This is a genomic window from Nostoc sphaeroides (assembly GCF_003443655.1).
Classification (GTDB): domain Bacteria; phylum Cyanobacteriota; class Cyanobacteriia; order Cyanobacteriales; family Nostocaceae; genus Nostoc; species Nostoc sphaeroides.
Window position 1 is genome coordinate 1,202,106 of the sequence record NZ_CP031941.1, and the last position, 19,909, is coordinate 1,222,014.

Consider the following 19,909-nt stretch of genomic DNA (forward strand, 5'->3'; position numbering starts at 1 on the left):
AAACGGAGTAAATTATGCCTATAGGCGTTCCTAAAGTTCCTTACCGGATGCCCGGTGGACAATATACAGATTGGATTAGCATCTACGATCGCCTTTACCGGGAACGGATTATCTTCTTGGGGCGAGATATTGATGATGAAATTGCCAATCAAATTATCGCTGTAATGCTGTATCTGGACTCAGACGATCCAGGTAAAGATATTTATATATACATCAATTCCCCCGGTGGGATGGTTACATCTGGCATGGCTATTTTTGATACCATGCAACATATCAAATCAGATGTAGTGACTATTTGCGTCGGTTTAGCGGCTTCAATGGGGTCTTTCCTGCTGGCTGCTGGCACCAAAGGCAAACGCCTAGCATTGCCTCACTCACGGATTATGATTCACCAGCCTTCAGGTGGCACCCGTGGACAAGCAAGCGATATCGAAATTGAAGCTAGAGAGATTCTGCGGATTCGTCACCAGCTCAATGGCATTTATGCCGATAAAACCGGTCAGACTATAGAAAAGATTGAAAAAGATATGGATCGCGACTTTTTCATGTCTGCCGAAGAAGCAAAACAATACGGTTTAATTGACCGTGTGATTGAAGACCGAACCTCGATAGTAACAGGCGAGTAGGAAGGCAGGGGGCAGGGAGCAGGGAGCAGGGAGCAGGGGGAGAGTAAAAACTCCTAACTCCTAACTCCCCACTCCCTCCCCTAAACGAAATGTCAACATTGAACTTAAAAATAGCAACTTAGCCCTTATTATTAATAGTTTAGGCGTGAAGCAGATAGCTGATAGCCTTTTGCTGGATATTCGATAGCTCATAGCTCAAGATGGATCTTGGAGATTGTTACCGTTTACTAGGTTTGAGATCAGGAGCTTCTTTTGCTGACATCAAAGCGTCTTACCGACGATTGGCGCAGCAATATCACCCCGATATCAACCCAGATGACAACAAAGCCAAAGATAAGTTTATTGCGTTGACAGAGGCGTACAAACTCCTGCTGACTGTGGTACTGCCAGAGGAAAGTGTGGCACATTCAACTCAGGTGTCAACATCTGGTGGGCGTGATGACGCTAAGGCAACGCATAGGCAGAAAACGCCGACAACAACGGTGACAAGCCAAGAACCAGGGAAACCAAAGCCGCCTAATGTGTTGGAAATAGAAGAACGGCTGAAGTGGAAGACTTACGATCAATTGCAGCGATTTTTGCAAGAAAGACGATTTCCGCAAGCGATCGCCCTAGCGGAAGCTTTAGCAGATCGTTTGTCAACAGATGCAGAAGTTCGCCAATGGCTAGCGATCGCTTATCAAATTTGGGGACGGGCGCTAATTTCGCAAAACCAGTTGCTCAAAGCCAGAATTTATCTCAAAAAAGCTCTGAAGACAGACCCCCATAATAAAAGTCTCTGGTATGAAGTGCAGCGCGATTTTCAACGATTAGAACAAATTTTTTAAATATTGACAATATCTAGCTTCCCTCTCCAATATATCGGAGAGGGATTGAGGGTGAGGTAAGCCAGGGACATAAATTGTATGTTATTTAATTCTTATTCCTAAGACGGGAGGCGGGAGCCTCCCAAAAAGCATTCCCAGTCGGAGACTGGGAACGAGGTAATTAATTACGAATTACGAATTACGAACTACGAATTACGAATTACGAATTACCGCCATCCGCGTAATACTGCTCCTAATGTAGCGATTCCCTCAACAATCTTCTGAGTTGGCTGAAAGCTAAAAGCTAACCTGATAGCATCATCCCCCTGTCCATTGGTGTAGCAGCGAGTCCCTGGCAGAAAAGTGACGCCGTGTTCACTGGCAGCCATTAAGAGTGCTTTGGCGCTAATGTCTGACGGCAATTTACACCAAACGAAGAAGCCGCCATCAGGACGCTTTGCAACTACATCACTGGGAAACTCTTGAGCGATCGCTTCTAATAACAAATTGCACTTATGCTTGTAGCAGGCAATTAACTCTTGAATGTGATTATCTAGTTTGCCTGTGGCACAATAGCGGGCGACCACATGACTGACAAATGGCCCCACAGGCCCCTCACTTTTGAACATTGCTAGCCGCTCAATAATCGCTGGAGCGCCGCAAGCCCAGCCCAGACGGATACCAGGCGCAATAATTTTCGAGAAGGTACTTACATATAATACCCACCCCTCTTGGTCGAGGGTTGCCAGGGGGGGCACAGTTTCACCTTGGAAACGCAAATCGCTATAAGCATCGTCTTCCACCACCACCACGCCATATTCAGCCGCTAATGCTACCAGTTTTTGACGGCGAAATAACGGCATAGTAGTGCCTGTGGGATTGTGAAAGGTGGGGATGGTGTAAATAAACCGGGGCCGGATGCCCTGCTTCTTCAAGTCGCTCAAAGTTACTTCTAGGGCATCTACATCCATCCCCAACTCATCCACAGGAATGGTAATTATGCGTGCGCCAGCTTGGACAAATCTAGCAACTACTCCCAGGAAAGTTGGGCCTTCGACAATTACCACATCATCAGGTTCGATAAACACATCTGGTAGCAAGCCCAGAATCTGACCAGAACCATAGCCAATGATTAGGCGATCGCGATCGGTACTGATTCCTTTAGCCTGCAAGCGGAGGATAATTTGCTCGTATAGTTGAGCTGAAGGTGGGCCGTAATTGAGAGCAAGGGGGGCCTCTTCTGCCAGCACAGCAGCACTTGCAGTAGCCAAGTGAGCGTGAGGAAAAAGAATTGGGTCAGCTAGACCATAGGTAAAGCTGACAGTGGTGATTTTGCTTAACTCTGTACTATAGGTTGGTGGTGCGATGTTTCTAGCCCGTTCGGCGAACAAATCAGTAATTCGGTAAGCAGGGGTAGTGGCAGCCATAAGAAGTTTAAAATTGGAAGTCAGAATACAGACAAGAAGACAATTAGTGAAAAGTCAGATTGGAGGAAGCCTTCGATCTGTTAGCGCAGCGTCGGAACGAGCATCACTTTTCAAGAAAGTGGGGGTGTTAAACTTTCGTTAATCGCCCAGAATTCATGGTGGATTCTGGCTGCTGACGGATGTATTCTTCCTTATAACATGATGACTGATAGAACGGAATTACTGACAGTGAAATTAATTAACCTCAAGTGGCAGCAGCTAATTCTAAGCTTAGGCTGTCTACTACTGATTATTGCCTGTAAAAGTTTCTATCCCACTACTAACCCAGATCCTAAACTTCTCAAAATTGCCACAGATCCTACGTTTATCCCTTTTGAAATCCAAAGGGCTAGCGGGAACTTGGAAGGTTTTGATATTGATTTGATGAATGCGTTGGCGCAGCCCGCCGCAGGCATCGCTAAAGTAGCAGGTTTTGCAGTCAAGTTTGAAAGTCTGCCTTTTGATGGCATGATCTCAACTTTGCAAGTCATAAAGAGTCGATGCAGCAATTAGCGGAATCACAATTACCGCTGAACGCCTAAAAACAATTGCTTTTTCACGACCTTATTTTAAAGCCGGACTAGCGATGTCTACGACGGGCTACGCCTACGCTGTCCGCGAAGACAATGAAAATATTAAAGACTTCAATAGTCTCAAAGGTAAAAAAATCGCTGTCCAAATTGGTTCCACTGGGGCAGATTTTGCCAAAACCATCCCCAACGCCAAAATTAGTACTTTTAGTTCTGGGCCAGAATTTTTCCAAGACTTACTCAATGGCAATATTGATGCTGTCGTTAGTGATGCTTTCGCAACTTTGTATGCGATTAAAAATGGTAAACTCCAAGGCATCAGAGTTGTTGCCGACCTGCTCACTCAAGAATACTACGGGATTGCTACACCTAAAGACTCCCCCCATCTAGATGCAATTAACAAAGGTATAGCGACGAATGGCACTAAGAAAAGATACAGACCTTGTCCTGACTGATTCCCAACCTCCAGGCTGGGAACCCATTCTAGGAGGCTCCGCCTCCAGTAGCTTGACCAGAGGCAGAGCCTATGAGAATACATTCCCAGCCTGGAGGCTCTTAACGAGGCGACACAAGCCTTTGCGCTTTTCTTAGTGCCATTCGGTATAGCGACCTTGTTATCCAATGGCACTTACAAGCAAATTTATCTAAAATGGTTTAACGTTGACCCCCCGCAATTGCCAGATTCTTGGGAATAGGGAATAGGGGGAATGAGGAAGCAGGGGAAGCAGGGCAGGAATTCTAACTCCTCACTCCTAACTCCTAACTCCTAACTCCTAACTCCTAACTCTTAACTCCTCACTCCTCACTCCTAACTCCTAACTCCTAACTCTTAACTCCTCACTCCTCACTCCTAACTCCCCACTCCTCACTCCTAACTCCTAACTCCCCACTCCCCACTCCCCACTCCCCACTCCCCACTCCCCACTCCCCATTTATAAGCAATTGCCTGCCAATATATTAAATATTTACCTAATATGCGTCACAATTAATACTGCCACCAAAATTCATTGATAAACTACAATCTCTTATAGGTCTACTGTAGTCAGGGACAGCCAATTGTGGCACCTTGGATCTTAGTGGCTAGAAGCACCTTGGAGCAGGAATAAAGGAACTTCCACTATGCTGATTTGCCCTCAGTGTAAATTTGAAAACCCCAATAGCAATAAATTTTGTCAAAGCTGTGGCACATCCCTGACTCACAAGGTTTGTCCTGAATGCAGTACCGATGATGTACCTTTGAATGCACTAAGTTGTCATAACTGTGGCACAGAATGTGGAACAGTGTTTTGGGCAATTATTGCTCAGGAAACGACTGCGAAAGCTTTGGGAGTAGAGGAGGATGCAGCAGAAAAGGGAGATGAGGGAGATGAGGGAGCAATATCTTCTTCATCTCCTGTATCCGCTAATTCTCAGATTGCATTAGGTTCCTATTTAGACTCCCAAGAGCGCTATCAATTGTTAGATCCGCTACCTGCTCAAACGGAAACTGCCACCATTACTGATGTTGGTGTGAGAGTTCTAGACTGCCAGCCGTATCAAATATCACCCATTGAGGCAATATTAGCAAGTCAGCAATCGGATTTGCTAACGCCATCAGTGGAAGCAAGTGGAATTCCTCACCTTGCTAAACTTTATATTGCCTTACAATGCGAAGGTCAGCCGGGGATACCGCCGATTCACGATGCATGGCAGCAGGGCAATATGCAGGTAGTCATAATCGAAGACCGCTCACATTGGCAGTTTTTACTCGATTTATGGCAAGAAGAAACAACAAGTTCGTTAAAAATTTTACACTGGTGTTATGAAATGACCCAACTTTGGGCATTATTGGAACCAGTAGGTTGTCGTCAAAGCCTTTTAGATTTGTCGAATTTGCGATTGGATGAAGACCAAACGCTGGCGCTACAAAGGTTGTATGTGGAATCATCCAATTCTTTGCCTGTCACCGAGTCGCCAGAAGATGCCGAAGCCCAAATATCTGCTATGGCAGAGCAACCCTTAAGCATTCAAGCTTTGGGACGGGTTTGGCAAGCGCTATTTAGGCAATCTCAACGCACTCAATTTGGCCCTGTAGTCCAGATGTTGGGGGATTTAGAGGTAGGTAAGATTCAGACGCTCACACAAGTGCGATCGCGTTTGGAGGAAATCTCTATTGAACTGGAAGCACTAGGAACCGAAACTTTACCCCCAATAAAGGAGAAAAATACTGCTGTGCCCACTATACCGCAATCAGATGAGCCAGAAGATATCATTAGCAAAAGTGATGATATGCCGACGGTTGTGCTGACGATGCAGTTAAGTAGCTTAGAAGATGCAGGACGCACAGATGTGGGGCGTCAGCGTCATCATAACGAAGACTACTTTGGCATTGAAACCAAAATTCAAAAGCTGGAGTTGCCAAAAAGTCGAGTTCTCCAAGGGCATGGTTTGTATATTCTCTGTGATGGCATGGGTGGACATGCTGGCGGCGAAATAGCCAGTGAGTTAGGAGTCACCACCCTACGGCAATACTTTCAAGAATACTGGATTACCAACCAACTGCCAACGGAAGATAGCATTCGTGAGGCAGTGTTTTTAGCGAATGAGGCGATTTACAAGCTCAATCAAGAAGATGCCCGTTCTGGAGTTGGGCGCATGGGTACAACTTTGGTAATGCTGTTAATTCAAGACACTCAAGCCGCAGTTGCTCATGTGGGAGATAGCCGTCTCTATCGTTTAACGCGCAAGCGGGGACTAGAACAAGTCACAGTAGATCATGAAGTTGGGCAACGGGAAATTATCCGCGGAGTGGAAGCAAGCATCGCTTACGCCCGCCCAGATGCCTACCAACTCACCCAAGCTTTGGGGCCTCGTGACGAAAAGTCGATTAATCCCGATGTGGGCTTTTTTGAAATCAATGAAGATACTCTTCTGCTGTTGGCATCGGATGGTCTATCAGATAATGATTTAATAGAAACCCATTGGCAGACTCACTTAGAACCGTTACTTAGTTCTGGCGTTAACTTAGAACGGGGCGTTACAGACTTAATTGATTTGGCGAACCAACACAATGGTCACGACAATATTACTGGTATACTTATTCGAGCAAAAGTACGTCCAAATCTGGAAAGTTAAAAAAAATGGGGGGTGGCGAATGGGGCATAAAGACTGGGAAATAATTCTCCTAATCCCTACTCCCCACTCCCTATTCCCCACTCCCCACTCCCTCTTACCTTTTAGGTTGTATTGTGGTTAGTCTGACTCTGTTAGAACCGCAACAGAAAACGCCCCTCCAGCAGTGGTGCTTTGAGAACTCTTCCATAATTCGGATTGGTCGAGCGGCAGATAATCATGTTGTTTTAACTGATACTTTAGTTTCGCGGCATCATCTAGAACTGAGACAAGTAGATTCTGCTGACAATGGCGGTGGTTGGCGGCTGATTAGTCAGGGTACTAATGGGACTTTCCTCAACGGTGTCCTTGTAATTCAGAGTCCGTTACCAGATAATTCCCTGTTGCAACTGGCACAGGGAGGCCCAATACTGAAATTCCAAATTCAGGATGTAACAGTACTGGAAACTGGTGTGCGATCGCAACAGCTGCAAGAAACAGACGAAAACGCCGTTGCAACACTCCACTCAGCCGAAGGTAGATCCACTTGCACCCATGAAGGCAATTCGCCAAACAATCTGTTTTGCATCCACTGCGGCCAACCTCTCTCAGTACAACAGAAAATTCGCCATTATCAGGTGTTGCGAACTCTCGGACAAGGAGGCATGGGTACTACTTATCTGGCTTGGGATGCGGCTGGTCAGATTGCGGGTATGCCACAACTGCTGGTGTTGAAGCAAATGAATGCTGATATGGTAAAAATTGCCAAAGCTCAAGAATTATTTGAGCGGGAGGCGTATACTCTCAAATCCCTTAACCATCCGGGAATTCCCAAGTATTACGATTTCTTTGTAGAAGACGGAAAAAAATACTTGGCAATGGAACTAATCCACGGACAGGATTTAGAGAGACGTGTCTATACTACTGGGCCAGTTACGCCAAACCAAGCGATCGCTTGGATGATCCAAACCTGCGATATTTTAGAATATCTTCATAGCCAAGAGCCTCCACTGATTCACCGCGACATTAAACCCGCCAACTTAATGGTGCGAAGTTCACTAAATCGCATAGTGGTGCTAGATTTTGGCGCAGTTAAGGAAATTGGCACAGCGCCCGGTACTCGCATTGGTGCAGAAGGTTATTGCGCTCCTGAACAAGAACGAGGACAACCTTTGACTCAATCTGATTTGTATGCAATTGGGCCAACGGTGATTTTTCTGCTCACAGGCGAAAACCCTTTCAAGTATTACCGCCAACAAGGGCGAAACTTCAGGTTTGATGTGGCAAAAGTTCCCACTATTAGTTCCCAATTAAGGGATGTAATTGATCGCGTTACAGAACCATTGCCACGCGATCGCTATCAAACTGCAAAGGAATTAGCTGCGGCGTTAGCTGGCTGCCAAGTTTAGAGAGTTAGGAGTTAGGAGTAGAGACGCGATTAATCGCGTCTCTACAAAAGTTAGGAGTTAGAATTCTTCCCCTACTTCCCCTGCTTCCTCATCCCCCTCATTCCCCCTATTCCCTATTCCTCATCCCAAGTCTCTACAGCTAGCAATTCACTAACTGGGTCTTGCATACTAAAGCCAAAGTCAAGCAGTTCCTGTTTCCAGTGCTGCCATTCATTACCGTAGAGCAAGGCGATTTTCCAGATGCTATCGCTTGGCTTGATAATGTTCGATTCTATGAGTGATTGCACGTTGCGCTGCAATTTCACCATTGGGTGAATCACTTGCTGAGTCATAACCTCGATTGAATTCAGATTTTGTTGGTAAATACTTAATTAAAACTGCTTCCCATTCTGCAATTGTTGCCGGATCGTAGAGTGGTGTAATTTTGGTAAAGCTAGTCTTAACTTTTTAACTATACCATAACAAACTCTACTAAATTACTGGTAAATTCGCTTTTGTACGGTAATTACCACCACAAAACTCTAAATTCACCAAGCAGTCCTTAAACTTTTTGCAGAACCTGGGCAAAGGTTCAGGGGAAAGGATTAAGGCATAAAACGGTAAGGGATGCTTTTGTTTCCCCTTTTCCCTTTAACCGTCTTCTTTTTCCTTGTAACCTATAACCACTAGAGTGCAACAGTATCTTTTGTAAGATATCTATTGTAGACGTCGAGCAAAATAATTAGTCGTCTGGGAAGTTGCACTATGTAGTGTGACTGAGGACGACTGGGAAAATTTTATTTGTTTTAATCACAAAAAATATGTGTGCTTGTTGAAGAACTATAGGACACGGGCTAGTTTGAAAGTTTTTGACTGACAGGGAAATTTGCAATTGAGTAGAAATATCTACTGTTTCTATTTATTTAAACGTTATTTACAATATCGCAAACATCTAACTTTAGGCTGAATCATCGCAAATCTTTATATAATCTTAATTTTTCGTCCATTGGAGGTTTTGCTTTGAACGATAGGAGCGATGCCTACGGCGGTAAACTACGCATGGCAAAATTGGCGGTACAGCCATAAGCTCACCATATAGCTTTTTTGTCTTCAGAGTCAGCATTTGAAGTTTGTGTAAAAAATTTCTAGCGAAGATGTTAGTTTCCTTGGGGAGATGGGTAACCTCATAACGGGAGGCTTGCTACTACCTAAGTATTTACCGCAGCAAGTATATGAGGCATGGCTGGTTCTGGGGAAGAATACGTAATTATCCGTAAAAAGCAGATTGAGCGGCGACAGAAGATTGTAACCATAGTGTCGTTAGTGTCGTTTGTTGGTTCTACGGTGTTTGCAGTAATTCCGGCAATCCAACAGGCTAGTCAACCTAAGCCAGTAAGTGCGTCTCCTTCTGTTGAGTCAGAATTACAACAACAGGCGCGGGGCTATGAGTTGGTTTTACAACGGGAACCAGAAAACCAACTTGCTCTAGAGAAACTGTCTATAGTGCGGTTGCACTTGAAGGATGCTAAGGGTGCGATCGCACTTTTGGAGAAGCTGGTGAAGTTGCACCCTGATCGGCAAGATTACAAAGTTGTATTAAAGCAGATTAAGAAGCAAGAGGGAAATAGCGATTCCCAGACAAATAACGAGCCGAAGTCTAATTAATAAAGGGTGCGATCGCATTAATGGAGAGGTTGGTGAAATTGCATCCTAACAGGCAGGATTATCAGACTGTGTTGGCGGATGTGAAGAAGCAGGAGAGCGATCGCTAGACAAATAGTTCAACAAACTTAATTGAGATTTATTGTCTAATTAAACTATATAGCCAAACAAAATCATCTTCACTTTTGACTTAAGCGTTTCATGCTATAAAGCATTTTTTAAAGATTTACTATAATACGATTGTGTTTTGGCAAAGCTTTATGTTTCTAATTAAACTTCTGAGAATAAATAATTATGAATTTCGATAAAAATCAAGAATTTTGCTCAACAGGTGAAATCGGAATTATTGAAAGATTTATTGGTGATAAAAATATAGTTTTTGATGTTGGTGCTAATGTAGGGAGTTGGAGCAAAACGGTTTTACAAAAGCATGAGCAAGTTCAAATACATTTGTTTGAGCCTGTACCTGATAACTATAAGAAACTGAATAATAACTTAGTAGAGTGGTTAGAAAAAGAAAATATACACCCTAATCAAATTGCAGTAGCTAACCACGAAAATACACAAACTTTTTATTACTATGAAGATAATCCGGCATGGAGTACCTTTTATCGCCGTTTCGATGTGGAAAGACAATATAGTCTTAAACCACCCATTGAATTACCAGTGGTCACTACAACTATTGATAAATACTGTCAGCAATTACAAATCAACAGAATTAACTTCTTAAAAATTGATACTGAAGGAGGAGAATTAGATGTTCTCTATGGAGTAAAAGAATTACTTAGAAAAGGCAAAATTGATTATATACAATTTGAATATGGCGGGACATTTCAAGATGCTAGTATTACTTTAAAACAAGTATTTAATTATTTACAAAATTTCAGATATTTTTTGTTAAAAATAGAGGTAGAAAATTTAATTTATATACCAGAGTTTTTACCGGAATATGAAAATTTTGAATATAGTAATTACTTAGCAATTAATGAACGCTTCAAATCAGCTATTTTAGGACAAAAGCCTCAAATGCTTCCCTTAGCGGAACTTTGTGCCAGTAACTCTGTAAAACCCAGAGGTGTGATTCATGTTGGAGCGCATGAAGGACAAGAATTGAGTGATTATTTAGCAATGGGGGTAGAAAAGATACTTTATATCGAAGCTAACCCAATTGTATTTGAAAGATTACAGAAAAACATAGCCAATTATTCTAACGTTCAAGCAGTTTGTTGTGCTATTGGTAACGAGAATGGTACAGTTACTTTACGTATAACTTCAATGGATCAGAGCAGCTCTATTTTGCCTTTGAAAGTATCGTCGGAAATATATCCCATGATTAAGGAAACTGAGCAAATTACAGTACCGTGTAAAACTCTTGATAGTTTGTTAGAAGAATTCAACCTAAATCCGGCTGACTTTAATATCCTCAATATTGATATTCAAGGAGCAGAACTATTAGCATTACAAGGGGCAACTAAAACATTAAAATACATCGAAGCTATTAACACAGAAGTCAACTATGAAGAGCTTTATGCCGGATGTGCCTTAATTGATGAAATAGATGACTTTTTAGAAACCTATGATTTTGAAAGAATAGCTACAACTACACCTTATCATTCATCTTGGGGAGATGCTTTTTATACTAAAAAAGCAATAATCACCATGTCAACTCTAGGAAAAAATGGGAGATTTGCTAATCAAATTTTTCAATATGCTTTTTTAAAAATATATGCCCAGGAACATAATCTGAGAGTAGAAACACCATCTTGGATAGGACAGACTCTTTTTGAACATAATGAGCCACCTATTTCCCAATTACTACCAGTATTTCCAGAAATAACCAATAATATCAAGGATGCAATCATCCCCAATACAGACCAAGTATTTAAGAATGTTGATTTTTGGGGATATTTTCAATACAACACTAAATACTATGCTCCACATAAAGAGTATTTTCGTTCTTTATTTCAGCCAGTAGCAGAAATTAAAGCGAAAGTTGAGCAAGGGGTTCAAAGTCTTCGTAATAAAGGAAAAACTGTAATTGGGATTCATTTACGGCGAGGAGATTATGGTTATCAACATTTTTTCATCGCACCGAGTCAATGGTATCTGGAATGGTTAGAGAATATTTGGGCAACCCTGGATGAACCAGTATTATTCATTGCCAGTGATGAAATAGATAAAGTCAAACAAGATTTTAGTCCATATAATCCGGTAACAGCTAGAGATTTAAATTGTGAATTAGATCAAGCAGATTTTTATCTAGACTTTTACTTACTTAGTAAATGTGATATTTTAGCAATTTCTAACAGTTCTTTTTCTTTCGCTGCTGCGATTTTAAATGAACAAGGAAAGTTATTTATGCGCCCACATTTACCGTCAAAAAAACTGATTCACTTTAATCCTTGGGCTGCCGAGACAATCTTCCGTGATGCCAAAATTGAACATTACCAAAAACAAACATCTTCGGAAATTAAATCTAAATTAACAACCCCCGTTGCGTTTTTAATATTTAACCGCCCTGATACTACTACGAGGGTATTTGAAGCAATCCGTCAAGCTAAACCGCCTAAATTATTAGTAGTAGCAGATGGAGCGAGAGTAGCTCATCAGGGAGAAGCAGAAAAATGCGCCGCTACAAGAGCAATTATTAATCAAGTTGATTGGGAATGTGAAGTATTAACTAATTACTCTGATGTTAATTTAGGTTGTCGAAAAAGAGTTAGTAGTGGTTTAGATTGGGTATTTTCTCAAGTTGAAGAAGCGATTATTTTAGAAGATGATTGTCTTCCTCACTCTAGCTTCTTCCGCTTTTGTGAAGAGTTATTAGAAAAGTATCGTCATAATTCCAGAATCATGTTGGTTTCTGGACAGAATCTCCAGTTTGGACAAAAAACACGAAATTATAGTTATTATTTTTCTCGTTATAACCATTGTTGGGGATGGGCTACTTGGAAAAGAGCATGGCAATATTATGATGATACTATGGCACTTTGGCCTCAAGTGAGAGATGAAAATTGGCTATTTGATATTCTCCAAGATGAACAAGCATTTAGATACTGGTCAGCAACTTTCCAAGGTATCTATGAAGGATTTGATAGTTGGAATTATCCTTGGCTATTTGCTTGTTATATAAATCAAGGTTTAAGTGTTTTACCAAATATAAATTTAGTTTCTAATATTGGTTTTGGAAAAGAAGGAACTCATGCAACAGATTCAAATAGTATACTATCTAATATACCTGTTGAAGAAATACAGTTTCCCTTAAAACATCCTCCTTTTATAATCAGAGATACCCTAGCAGATAATTTTACTGAAAGAACTTTTTATAGTGGAACTTTACCTAAAATAGAACAGGCTATTAATATCACAAAATTATTGAATAATGCTATTTATTTACTTGCTATAAACACAAATAAAATAAATCTGCAAAATACAACTTTAGTAACCATATCTTCCGTAGATATAGAACTCACTTTACTGAGCTTAGTAATTTCTAATTTAAACGCAAACTTTAATAGAGTATTATTTTTCACATCTGAGGAAATTGATCAAAGGTATTTAGAATTTTTCCCACAATTAGAAATTATTAAAATTGCTCCTATAGGAAATTTAGTTGAATATAGCCGATTTGTTATCAAAGAGCTTAATTCATTTATAGATACTGAATTTTGCTTAGTTACACAAGGAGATGGTTTTATTATCAATCCTCAGCTGTGGTCAGAGGAATTTTTAAATTATGATTATATTGCTGCACCTTGGCGTAAACAAACTCATCTAGTTAATTCTCAAGGTAAAACTGTAGATATACTTGACTTAACTAAAAATAGAGTAGGCAATGGTGGTTTTTCCCTAAGAAGTAAAAAATTACTAGAAGTATCTTCACAGTTAGATTTTGATAACCTAAAAACATCTTCGTTATCGGAAGATTTGATTATCTGCCATTATTTTTATGACTGGTTTAAAGATCAAGATATTAAATTTGCACCTTTAGAAATAGCTGTCAAATTTAGTTTTGAGCAACCAATAGAAGAAATTGACAACTTTTCTTGGGAAAATACTTTTGGATTTCATGGAAAAACTTCTCTTATTCCTGTCTTAAATAAATTATCTCAAGATTTTAATTTAGATTGTACTTCAGAAAAACAGCAAAACAGCAATTTTATAAATGATTTTAAATTGAAGGAAATAAATATAGTCATTTTTCCAGATTGGTCAGTAGATGAAGACGATTTAGGTGTTGAAATACAACAAGTTATTCAAAGTATAGCTACTCACCCAGATAAGAGCAAAATTACACTTTTAATTGATACTAGCGATACTTCGGGTGAAGAAGCCGATATTTTTCTAGCGGCTATAGCTATGAATATAATGATGCAAGAAGAAATAGATATAACTGAGGAATTAACAATTTCCTTAATAGTTGATTTGACGGAAATTCAGTGGCAAACTTTACTCCCTCTTATTAATGCGAGAATTTCTTTAAAACATGAAAATCAAAAGATAATTGTCAGCAAACAAGTAGAGCAAATTCCTTCATATTTTCTAAAAAATTTAAAAGAAGTAAGTACAGTACAGTTTTTTTTAAGCTAGGTAATAGCTTATTTGTTCAAGGTAAATATCAAGAAGCGATCGCGCAATATCAAAAATTCCTAAAAATCCAATCAGGTGATGCAGATATTTATTGTAACTTATAGCGGTTATCGATTGGATGAGAACACCAAAGTCCTTGCTGTCAAATCATTCCAGCATTTTTTTTGTATCTCACTGAACTGCACACCGCTATAAGCTATTGCTATAGACAGTTAAACCTGCTAGATGAATATTTTAGTACTCTCCAGCAAGGAATTAAGCTTTACCCTACAGATGAAAGACTACATTTTTCATTAATCATCGATTTGCGGCAGAATGGACGTATTCAAGAATCAATTTTAAGTGCCGATCATGCTGCTAAATGCTTCCCTGATGATTATACTTTTCAACTCCTCAAATATTTAACAGTTCCATCAATATATGAGAATCAGGCGGAAATTAACTTTTTTCGCCAGCGCTACACCCAAGGGCTACAAAAGTTAATTCAGTATACATCTCTTAAAACTACACAATAACAACATAGTGCTTTAGCAGGTATAGCTCGCCTCACAAACTTTTTCTTATCATATCAAGCACAAAATGATATAGATTTGCAACGCCAATATGGAAACTTAGCGCATGAAATTATGGGTGTTAACTATCCACAATGGGTGGTTCCTTTATCTATGCCTAAGCTTCAGCCTAATGACAAAATTCGTATTGGTTACGCTTCCCATTACCTACATTGTTATAGCTGACTTTTCCCGTTATCTCCTTGATTGAGCGATCGCTTACTATACGCCTAGCTCAAAGCCCTATTCTCTCGTGATTTATTGTCACTAATATTAAGTTATTGAGAATAAACTATAATCTGAAACTCCTGCTGCTTCGTTGTTTCATGACTTAACGGGAAAAGTCAGATTGTTATAGTGGGACACTTTGGTTAACAGGTTGGTTGCGTCAGAGCAATCATGAAAGCTTTGAAATCTACTGCTATTACACAGGAAATGAGCCAGATCCAATTACCCAAAAATTTCAAGAATATAGTGATGTTTTCCACCATATTCCTTATAATTTATCAGCAGCCTGTGAACAAATAATTGCTGATAAGCTGCACATTTTAGTTTTTCCCGAAGTTGGGATGAATCCGCAAACTCTGCAAATGGCAGGTCTGCGGCTTGCGCCTGTGCAATGTGTCGCTTGGGGACATCCGGTAACAACTGGCTTACCTACAATTGATTACTTTTTATCTAGCGAGTTAATGGAACCTGAAAATGGCCAAGAGCATTATTCAGAAAAATTAATTCGCTTGCCTAATATTGGCGTTTCTTATCCTAAACCGTATATTCCACCAGTTATCAAAACTCGCTCAGATTTTCAGCTACTAGATGATGCGGTTATCTATTTATGCTGTCAAGCTCCTTTCAAGTATCTACCGCAATATGATTTTATTTTTGCTGAAATTGCTCGGCGTGTTCCGCAAGCTAAATTTGTGTTTTTGCGTGGTACTTTACTTCAGCCACGCCTGAAGCGGGCTTTTGCTGCTATCGGTTTGAACAGCGAGGATTATTGTGTATTTATCAGTATTGCAGAGCGACTGGACTATCTAATGATTAACTTACTTTCAGACGTTTATCTAGATACCTTCACCTGGTCTGGTGGTAAATACTAGCTTAGAAGCGATCGCTTGTAACTTACCTATTGTTACTTGTCCAGGGGAATTTATGCGGGGTCGTCATTCTGACAGCTTTCTGAAAATGCTAGGAGTGACAGATACTATTGCTGAAAATGAAACTGAATATATTGAAATTGCTGTCAAATTAGGACTAGACCAAGCTTGGCGACGCAGCATTGCAGAGCAAATGGCCCAAAATCACGATCGTCTCTTTGATGATAAAGCTTGTGTCGCAGGTTTAGAAGCCTTTTATAAAGAAGTTTGTAGTAAGCACTTCAGTGCTTAAATTTGTAATTACAGAGGAGGAGGACTAAAGTCCTCACTACAAACAATTCAAAAGTTTGTAGTAAGCACTTCAGTGCTAAAAAAATCTATGTATGAATATTGGAAGCTTACAGCAGAACAAAAAGCTGAACTAGTGAAATATCGCTTAAGCCAGGGTTATCCACCACACTCACCACCACATGAAGTCCGAGATAAACAATTTTATTTGCTAACTGTAGCTTGTTATGAACATCAGTGTCATATACACACTGAATCTCGTCGTCAGCAATTGCTAGATATGATTTTTGATAGGTTTGGTGGGAGTGTAAATGAAGAGAGGAGCGCTAAAGCGCTCACTACGAACTTAAGAATTTGTGCTTGGGTGGTTTTGCCTAATCACTATCATCTACTGATTGATGTTGAAAATTTTGATGTATTAGGTGAATTATTTCGGAGAATACATGGTGCGCTTTCTCGACAGTGGAATATAGAAGACAATATTACTAAGAGAAAAATTTGGTATAGTTGGAGCGATCGCGCTATTCGCTCGGAAAGACATTACTATACAACTGTTAACTATATTCATTACAACCCAGTTAAACATGGTTTAGTCAAATCTCCTTACGACTGGGTTGAAAGTAGTGTTCACTGGTATTTACAAGCTTGTGGACGGCAATGGCTGCGTGATTGTTTGACTCAGTATACAGTGCAAGATTATGGTAAAGATTGGGATAATTTTTAATGTTCGTAGTAAGGGCTTCAGCCCTTATTAACAATCTATTTTGAGGGCTGAAGCCCTCACTACTAGCTTATTTTCCCTCAATATACTTTTGCCACATTTGCTGATAAGCTTTTTCCATTTCGTGGGCAAATTTCTTACCATTCCACAGAGGTGAAGTTTGTCTTGACTGTCGCAGTTTCCACGCAATTTGTTGTCTTAATTTCTCATCTTTACCCAACCTCACACCCCACTCTACATACTCTTCATCACTCCAAGCTAAACCTTCTGTAACTCCTACATTCATCATCATTGTGTAGCTGTTACGCGCTGCAAATTGTTCTCCCACTCTGGTGACTATGGGGATACCCATCCATAATGTTTCTAGGGTTGTGGTTGCACCGTTGTAGGGATAGGTATCTAAGACAATATCCGCAATGGCTAAATTGGCACGATGTTCCATATCTGTAGGTGCAGAAGGTAGAAACCTTAAGCATTCTAAATCTACTCCTTCGGCTTTAGCAATTGGCGTAATCAAGTCTTTTAAATCTTGATGGTTAGATCGATGACTTTTAAGTAGAAAATAACTATTAGGGACTTCTTTAATAATTTGCATTTGTAACCGGATATTATGGAGATTACGTTTTACTCCAAGTTGGGAACTAAAATAAATAATCCCATTATCAGGAATATTTAAAGATTCTCTGCTGATAGTTGGTGTTCCTACAGTGAAGCCATCAATACCAATATAGTTTTGAGGGAGTCGCCAAATCTTTTCACTATAATAATCTTGTGCTGATTCTGGTAATACGTAGTTATCAGCAATAAAATAATCAACGTTTGGGAAACCAGTCGCGTCATACCCTAACCAAGTAACTTGAATTGGTGCCGGTTTCAGGGCGACAATAGCACAATTTCCATAGGAAGTTAAACTATCTAAATCAACTAAAATATCTATTTCATCTTGGTTAATTTGATCTGTAATTGTCACTATCGGAAGAGATCCTTGATAAAAATGATCACCAAATTCGTTTTTATAAGCTTGTTGTAGTGGATCTTCAGAAACCTCGCCTAAGGAATATAAATGAATATCAAATTGTTGACGGTTATGATATTTTAATAACCACCAAGCTAAAAAACCGACAGAATGAGTACGAAAACATCCTGATAAATAGCCTATTCTGAGGGGACGCTCACTCAAAGAAGGACGAGGTGAGAGAAAACGTTGTTGATAAGTGCTGATATATCCAGGAAACTTTTTCAATATCAGTTCTTGACATAAAGCAGCTATTTTATTGCGAATTAATCTATTTTCCTGGGGATTATCTTCCATATATAGTAAAAAAGCCCCAATAGCTAAAATTTGCACTAAACTTTCGCTTTCTATTTGACTGATGACAAGATTAGATAAGAACAGTTTATGTTTTTGATAAGCTTGAACTATTTTTTCCCAACTATCACAAGAAGTTAATAGTGCTTCCAGCAAAAATTGAGTGCCGACTATTTGATCAATGGGTTCTTGAGAAATTTCTAAATATTTATTTGCCCAATAAATAGACTCTTTAGTATAATCTAGTCCTAGTCTTTGCAGGGGAGAAATAATTTTTCTAATACATTCTAAATTATTCGGTTCTAGCCGGAGCGCAATTTTTACAAGATAAATTGCCATGTGCTGGTAAAAAAAATAATGATAGGCATCAGCTTTCTCTGTCAATAATTTAATAATAGTTTCAGAAGTTAATAAATAAGGTATAAATGCTTCCACCAGTTTATCTATAGAGGGAGGAGGACTAACCGGGTCAGGATGAACTAACTTTTCAATCACCTTAACTAATAAATTTTCATCAAAAACAGGGGTTTCTATTAGTTGAGATATAGTTTTAATTAATTGATTAATATTCGTTTCCTGATCATGAATCTTTAAATCAATGTTTAGTTCAATTATTTTTAAAAGATTATTAATATCATCAGGAACAAATTCTCTAATGTGCTGACGAACTACCCAAGCTATTTGATAGTTAGAATTGGCTTCTTGTTGTTGAGCAGCATTTAATAAAATCTCTGTTAATTGTTGCAGCGATTGTTCTGACTCTTGTTCTCCAGATTCGAGAAATGGAGTCATCCAAGTAATCTGCGCTTCTTCTTCTCTTCCCTCTAATAATAAGGCTAATCCTAAATACCAATAATTATAAACTTCTTCGGGATTTTCAGTAATATTTTGTTCATATTGTTGAATAGTTAACAAGGTTGGGATTGAATAAATTTGATTATCTAACTGGATGGTCATGATTGAAAACCTTAAATTTGTTTTGAAATTTGTTGCCAAGTGAGATTAAACCTGATTTAAAATAAGCTCCAAAATCCAAATTAACTTAGGGATTAACACTTGTTAATAGTTAAATTATGTGAATAACTTATATCAAAAAAAATGCTAGATGAATTGAAGTGCATCTAGCATTTTTAAACACAAAGGATTAAACCTTATTTCATCTCTTCCCCAGTCGTACAGGACGCAACAGCACCAGCTGCCAGTGCAAGTGTGGGAGGAGTAGCAGTAACTCCAGTTGTTTGACAAGCAACAGCAGAAGTTTGTCCACTTGTGAGAATTACGACACCACCAGCAAAGCTTTTGAGAGAGTTTGCATCCTTAGCTGCTGCATTAAAAGTTGTACTTACACTAGTTGGAGTTGCTGGAGATATTGTATAAGCATAGGACACGGTTGAGGAAGGGATACCAATTTGCAGCTGGTCAATAGTGCCAGCAAACGATGGGTTTTCGATCCGGTAAGATTGTTGCGCTCTGTTAACTGAACCAATGTAGGTTTTCGCTTCAGATTGTTTAGCTTTTGCTGCTTGGTTCAAGAAAGAAGGTAGGGCAATAGCCGACAAAATACCGATGATGATAATTACTACTAGTAATTCAATAAGTGTAAAACCCTCATCTCCCTTCTTCTTGGCGAGGATGTGTTGAAGAAACTTGGCCTTTAGTTCGGTTTTCATAAGTGTTTTCCCTGGTGTAGGATGTGGTTGTGTGTTCTAGATACAACTTACCCAAGTGCGATCGCTTTCCTATCACCTTCAGAAAAAAAGTTTGGGTAGATGCGGTTACACAATC

At 39.7% G+C, this 19,909-nt stretch carries 15 protein-coding genes and 1 pseudogene; 12 read left to right on the forward strand and 4 right to left on the reverse strand.

The window, feature by feature from the left end; translation table 11 throughout:
- The first annotated feature begins 14 nt into the window (after positions 1-14).
- Positions 15-626: an ATP-dependent Clp protease proteolytic subunit gene (locus D1367_RS05640; RefSeq protein WP_118164310.1), complete on the forward strand. Its 612-nt coding sequence runs from the start codon at positions 15-17 to the stop codon at positions 624-626.
- A gap of 200 nt (positions 627-826) precedes the next feature.
- On the forward strand, positions 827-1,453 hold the full coding sequence (locus D1367_RS05645) for a J domain-containing protein (protein ID WP_118164313.1): 627 nt from the start codon (positions 827-829) through the stop codon (positions 1,451-1,453).
- 206 nt (positions 1,454-1,659) lie between these two features.
- On the opposite strand, the gene D1367_RS05650 is transcribed toward D1367_RS05645, so the two are convergent.
- Entirely contained in the window at positions 1,660-2,859 is a 1,200-nt protein-coding gene (locus D1367_RS05650) for an aminotransferase-like domain-containing protein (RefSeq protein WP_118164316.1), read from the reverse strand.
- Between the two features lie 198 nt (positions 2,860-3,057).
- Here D1367_RS05650 and D1367_RS32655 point away from each other — a divergent pair, with 198 nt between their 5' ends.
- The 4 genes from D1367_RS32655 (at position 3,058) to D1367_RS05670 (ending at position 7,927) form a co-directional block, all read left to right on the forward strand.
- Positions 3,058-3,411, forward strand: a complete 354-nt coding sequence (locus D1367_RS32655) for a transporter substrate-binding domain-containing protein (RefSeq protein ID WP_267255556.1) — start codon at positions 3,058-3,060, stop codon at positions 3,409-3,411.
- A gap of 34 nt (positions 3,412-3,445) precedes the next feature.
- Complete coding sequence (locus D1367_RS32660) at positions 3,446-3,883, forward strand: type 2 periplasmic-binding domain-containing protein (RefSeq protein WP_276469605.1); 438 nt, start codon at positions 3,446-3,448, stop codon at positions 3,881-3,883.
- Positions 3,884-4,547: 664 nt separating this feature from the next.
- A complete protein-coding gene (locus tag D1367_RS05665) occupies positions 4,548-6,542 on the forward strand; it encodes a serine/threonine phosphatase (protein WP_118164321.1) in 1,995 nt (664 codons plus the stop codon).
- A gap of 113 nt (positions 6,543-6,655) precedes the next feature.
- Entirely contained in the window at positions 6,656-7,927 is a 1,272-nt protein-coding gene (locus D1367_RS05670) for an FHA domain-containing serine/threonine-protein kinase (RefSeq protein WP_118164326.1), read from the forward strand.
- 113 nt (positions 7,928-8,040) lie between these two features.
- Here the strand turns inward: D1367_RS05670 and D1367_RS05675 are convergent, their stop codons facing one another.
- Positions 8,041-8,259, reverse strand: coding sequence for a DUF4327 family protein (locus tag D1367_RS05675; protein ID WP_012407469.1), 219 nt, complete (start codon positions 8,257-8,259; stop codon positions 8,041-8,043).
- An 886-nt stretch (positions 8,260-9,145) separates the two neighbouring features.
- Here D1367_RS05675 and D1367_RS05680 point away from each other — a divergent pair.
- The 6 genes and pseudogenes from D1367_RS05680 to D1367_RS05715 all read left to right on the forward strand — a co-directional run bounded on the left by D1367_RS05680 (position 9,146) and on the right by D1367_RS05715 (position 16,818).
- Positions 9,146-9,571 (forward strand): tetratricopeptide repeat protein, encoded by a 426-nt coding sequence (locus tag D1367_RS05680; RefSeq protein ID WP_118164330.1) that lies wholly within the window; start codon positions 9,146-9,148, stop codon positions 9,569-9,571.
- 291 nt (positions 9,572-9,862) lie between these two features.
- Positions 9,863-14,158: an FkbM family methyltransferase gene (locus tag D1367_RS31665; protein ID WP_220451007.1), complete on the forward strand. Its 4,296-nt coding sequence runs from the start codon at positions 9,863-9,865 to the stop codon at positions 14,156-14,158.
- A complete protein-coding gene (locus tag D1367_RS05700; protein ID WP_118171144.1) occupies positions 14,104-14,262 on the forward strand; it encodes a tetratricopeptide repeat protein in 159 nt (52 codons plus the stop codon). Before D1367_RS31665 ends, D1367_RS05700 begins: the two co-directional genes overlap by 55 nt.
- A 60-nt stretch (positions 14,263-14,322) precedes the next feature.
- A complete protein-coding gene (locus tag D1367_RS05705) occupies positions 14,323-14,673 on the forward strand; it encodes a hypothetical protein (protein ID WP_118164334.1) in 351 nt (116 codons plus the stop codon).
- 392 nt (positions 14,674-15,065) lie between these two features.
- Positions 15,066-16,098, forward strand: a pseudogene (locus tag D1367_RS05710) (O-linked N-acetylglucosamine transferase, SPINDLY family protein); the annotation flags it as partial.
- 87 nt (positions 16,099-16,185) lie between these two features.
- Positions 16,186-16,818, forward strand: a complete 633-nt coding sequence (locus D1367_RS05715; RefSeq protein WP_118164337.1) for a transposase — start codon at positions 16,186-16,188, stop codon at positions 16,816-16,818.
- A gap of 67 nt (positions 16,819-16,885) precedes the next feature.
- Here D1367_RS05715 and D1367_RS05720 read toward each other — a convergent pair whose 3' ends face one another.
- Positions 16,886-19,081, reverse strand: coding sequence for an O-linked N-acetylglucosamine transferase, SPINDLY family protein (locus tag D1367_RS05720; RefSeq protein WP_118164340.1), 2,196 nt, complete (start codon positions 19,079-19,081; stop codon positions 16,886-16,888).
- Between the two features lie 194 nt (positions 19,082-19,275).
- Positions 19,276-19,794, reverse strand: a complete 519-nt coding sequence (locus D1367_RS05725) for a type IV pilin-like G/H family protein (RefSeq protein ID WP_118164344.1) — start codon at positions 19,792-19,794, stop codon at positions 19,276-19,278.
- Between the last annotated feature and the right edge of the window lie 115 nt (positions 19,795-19,909).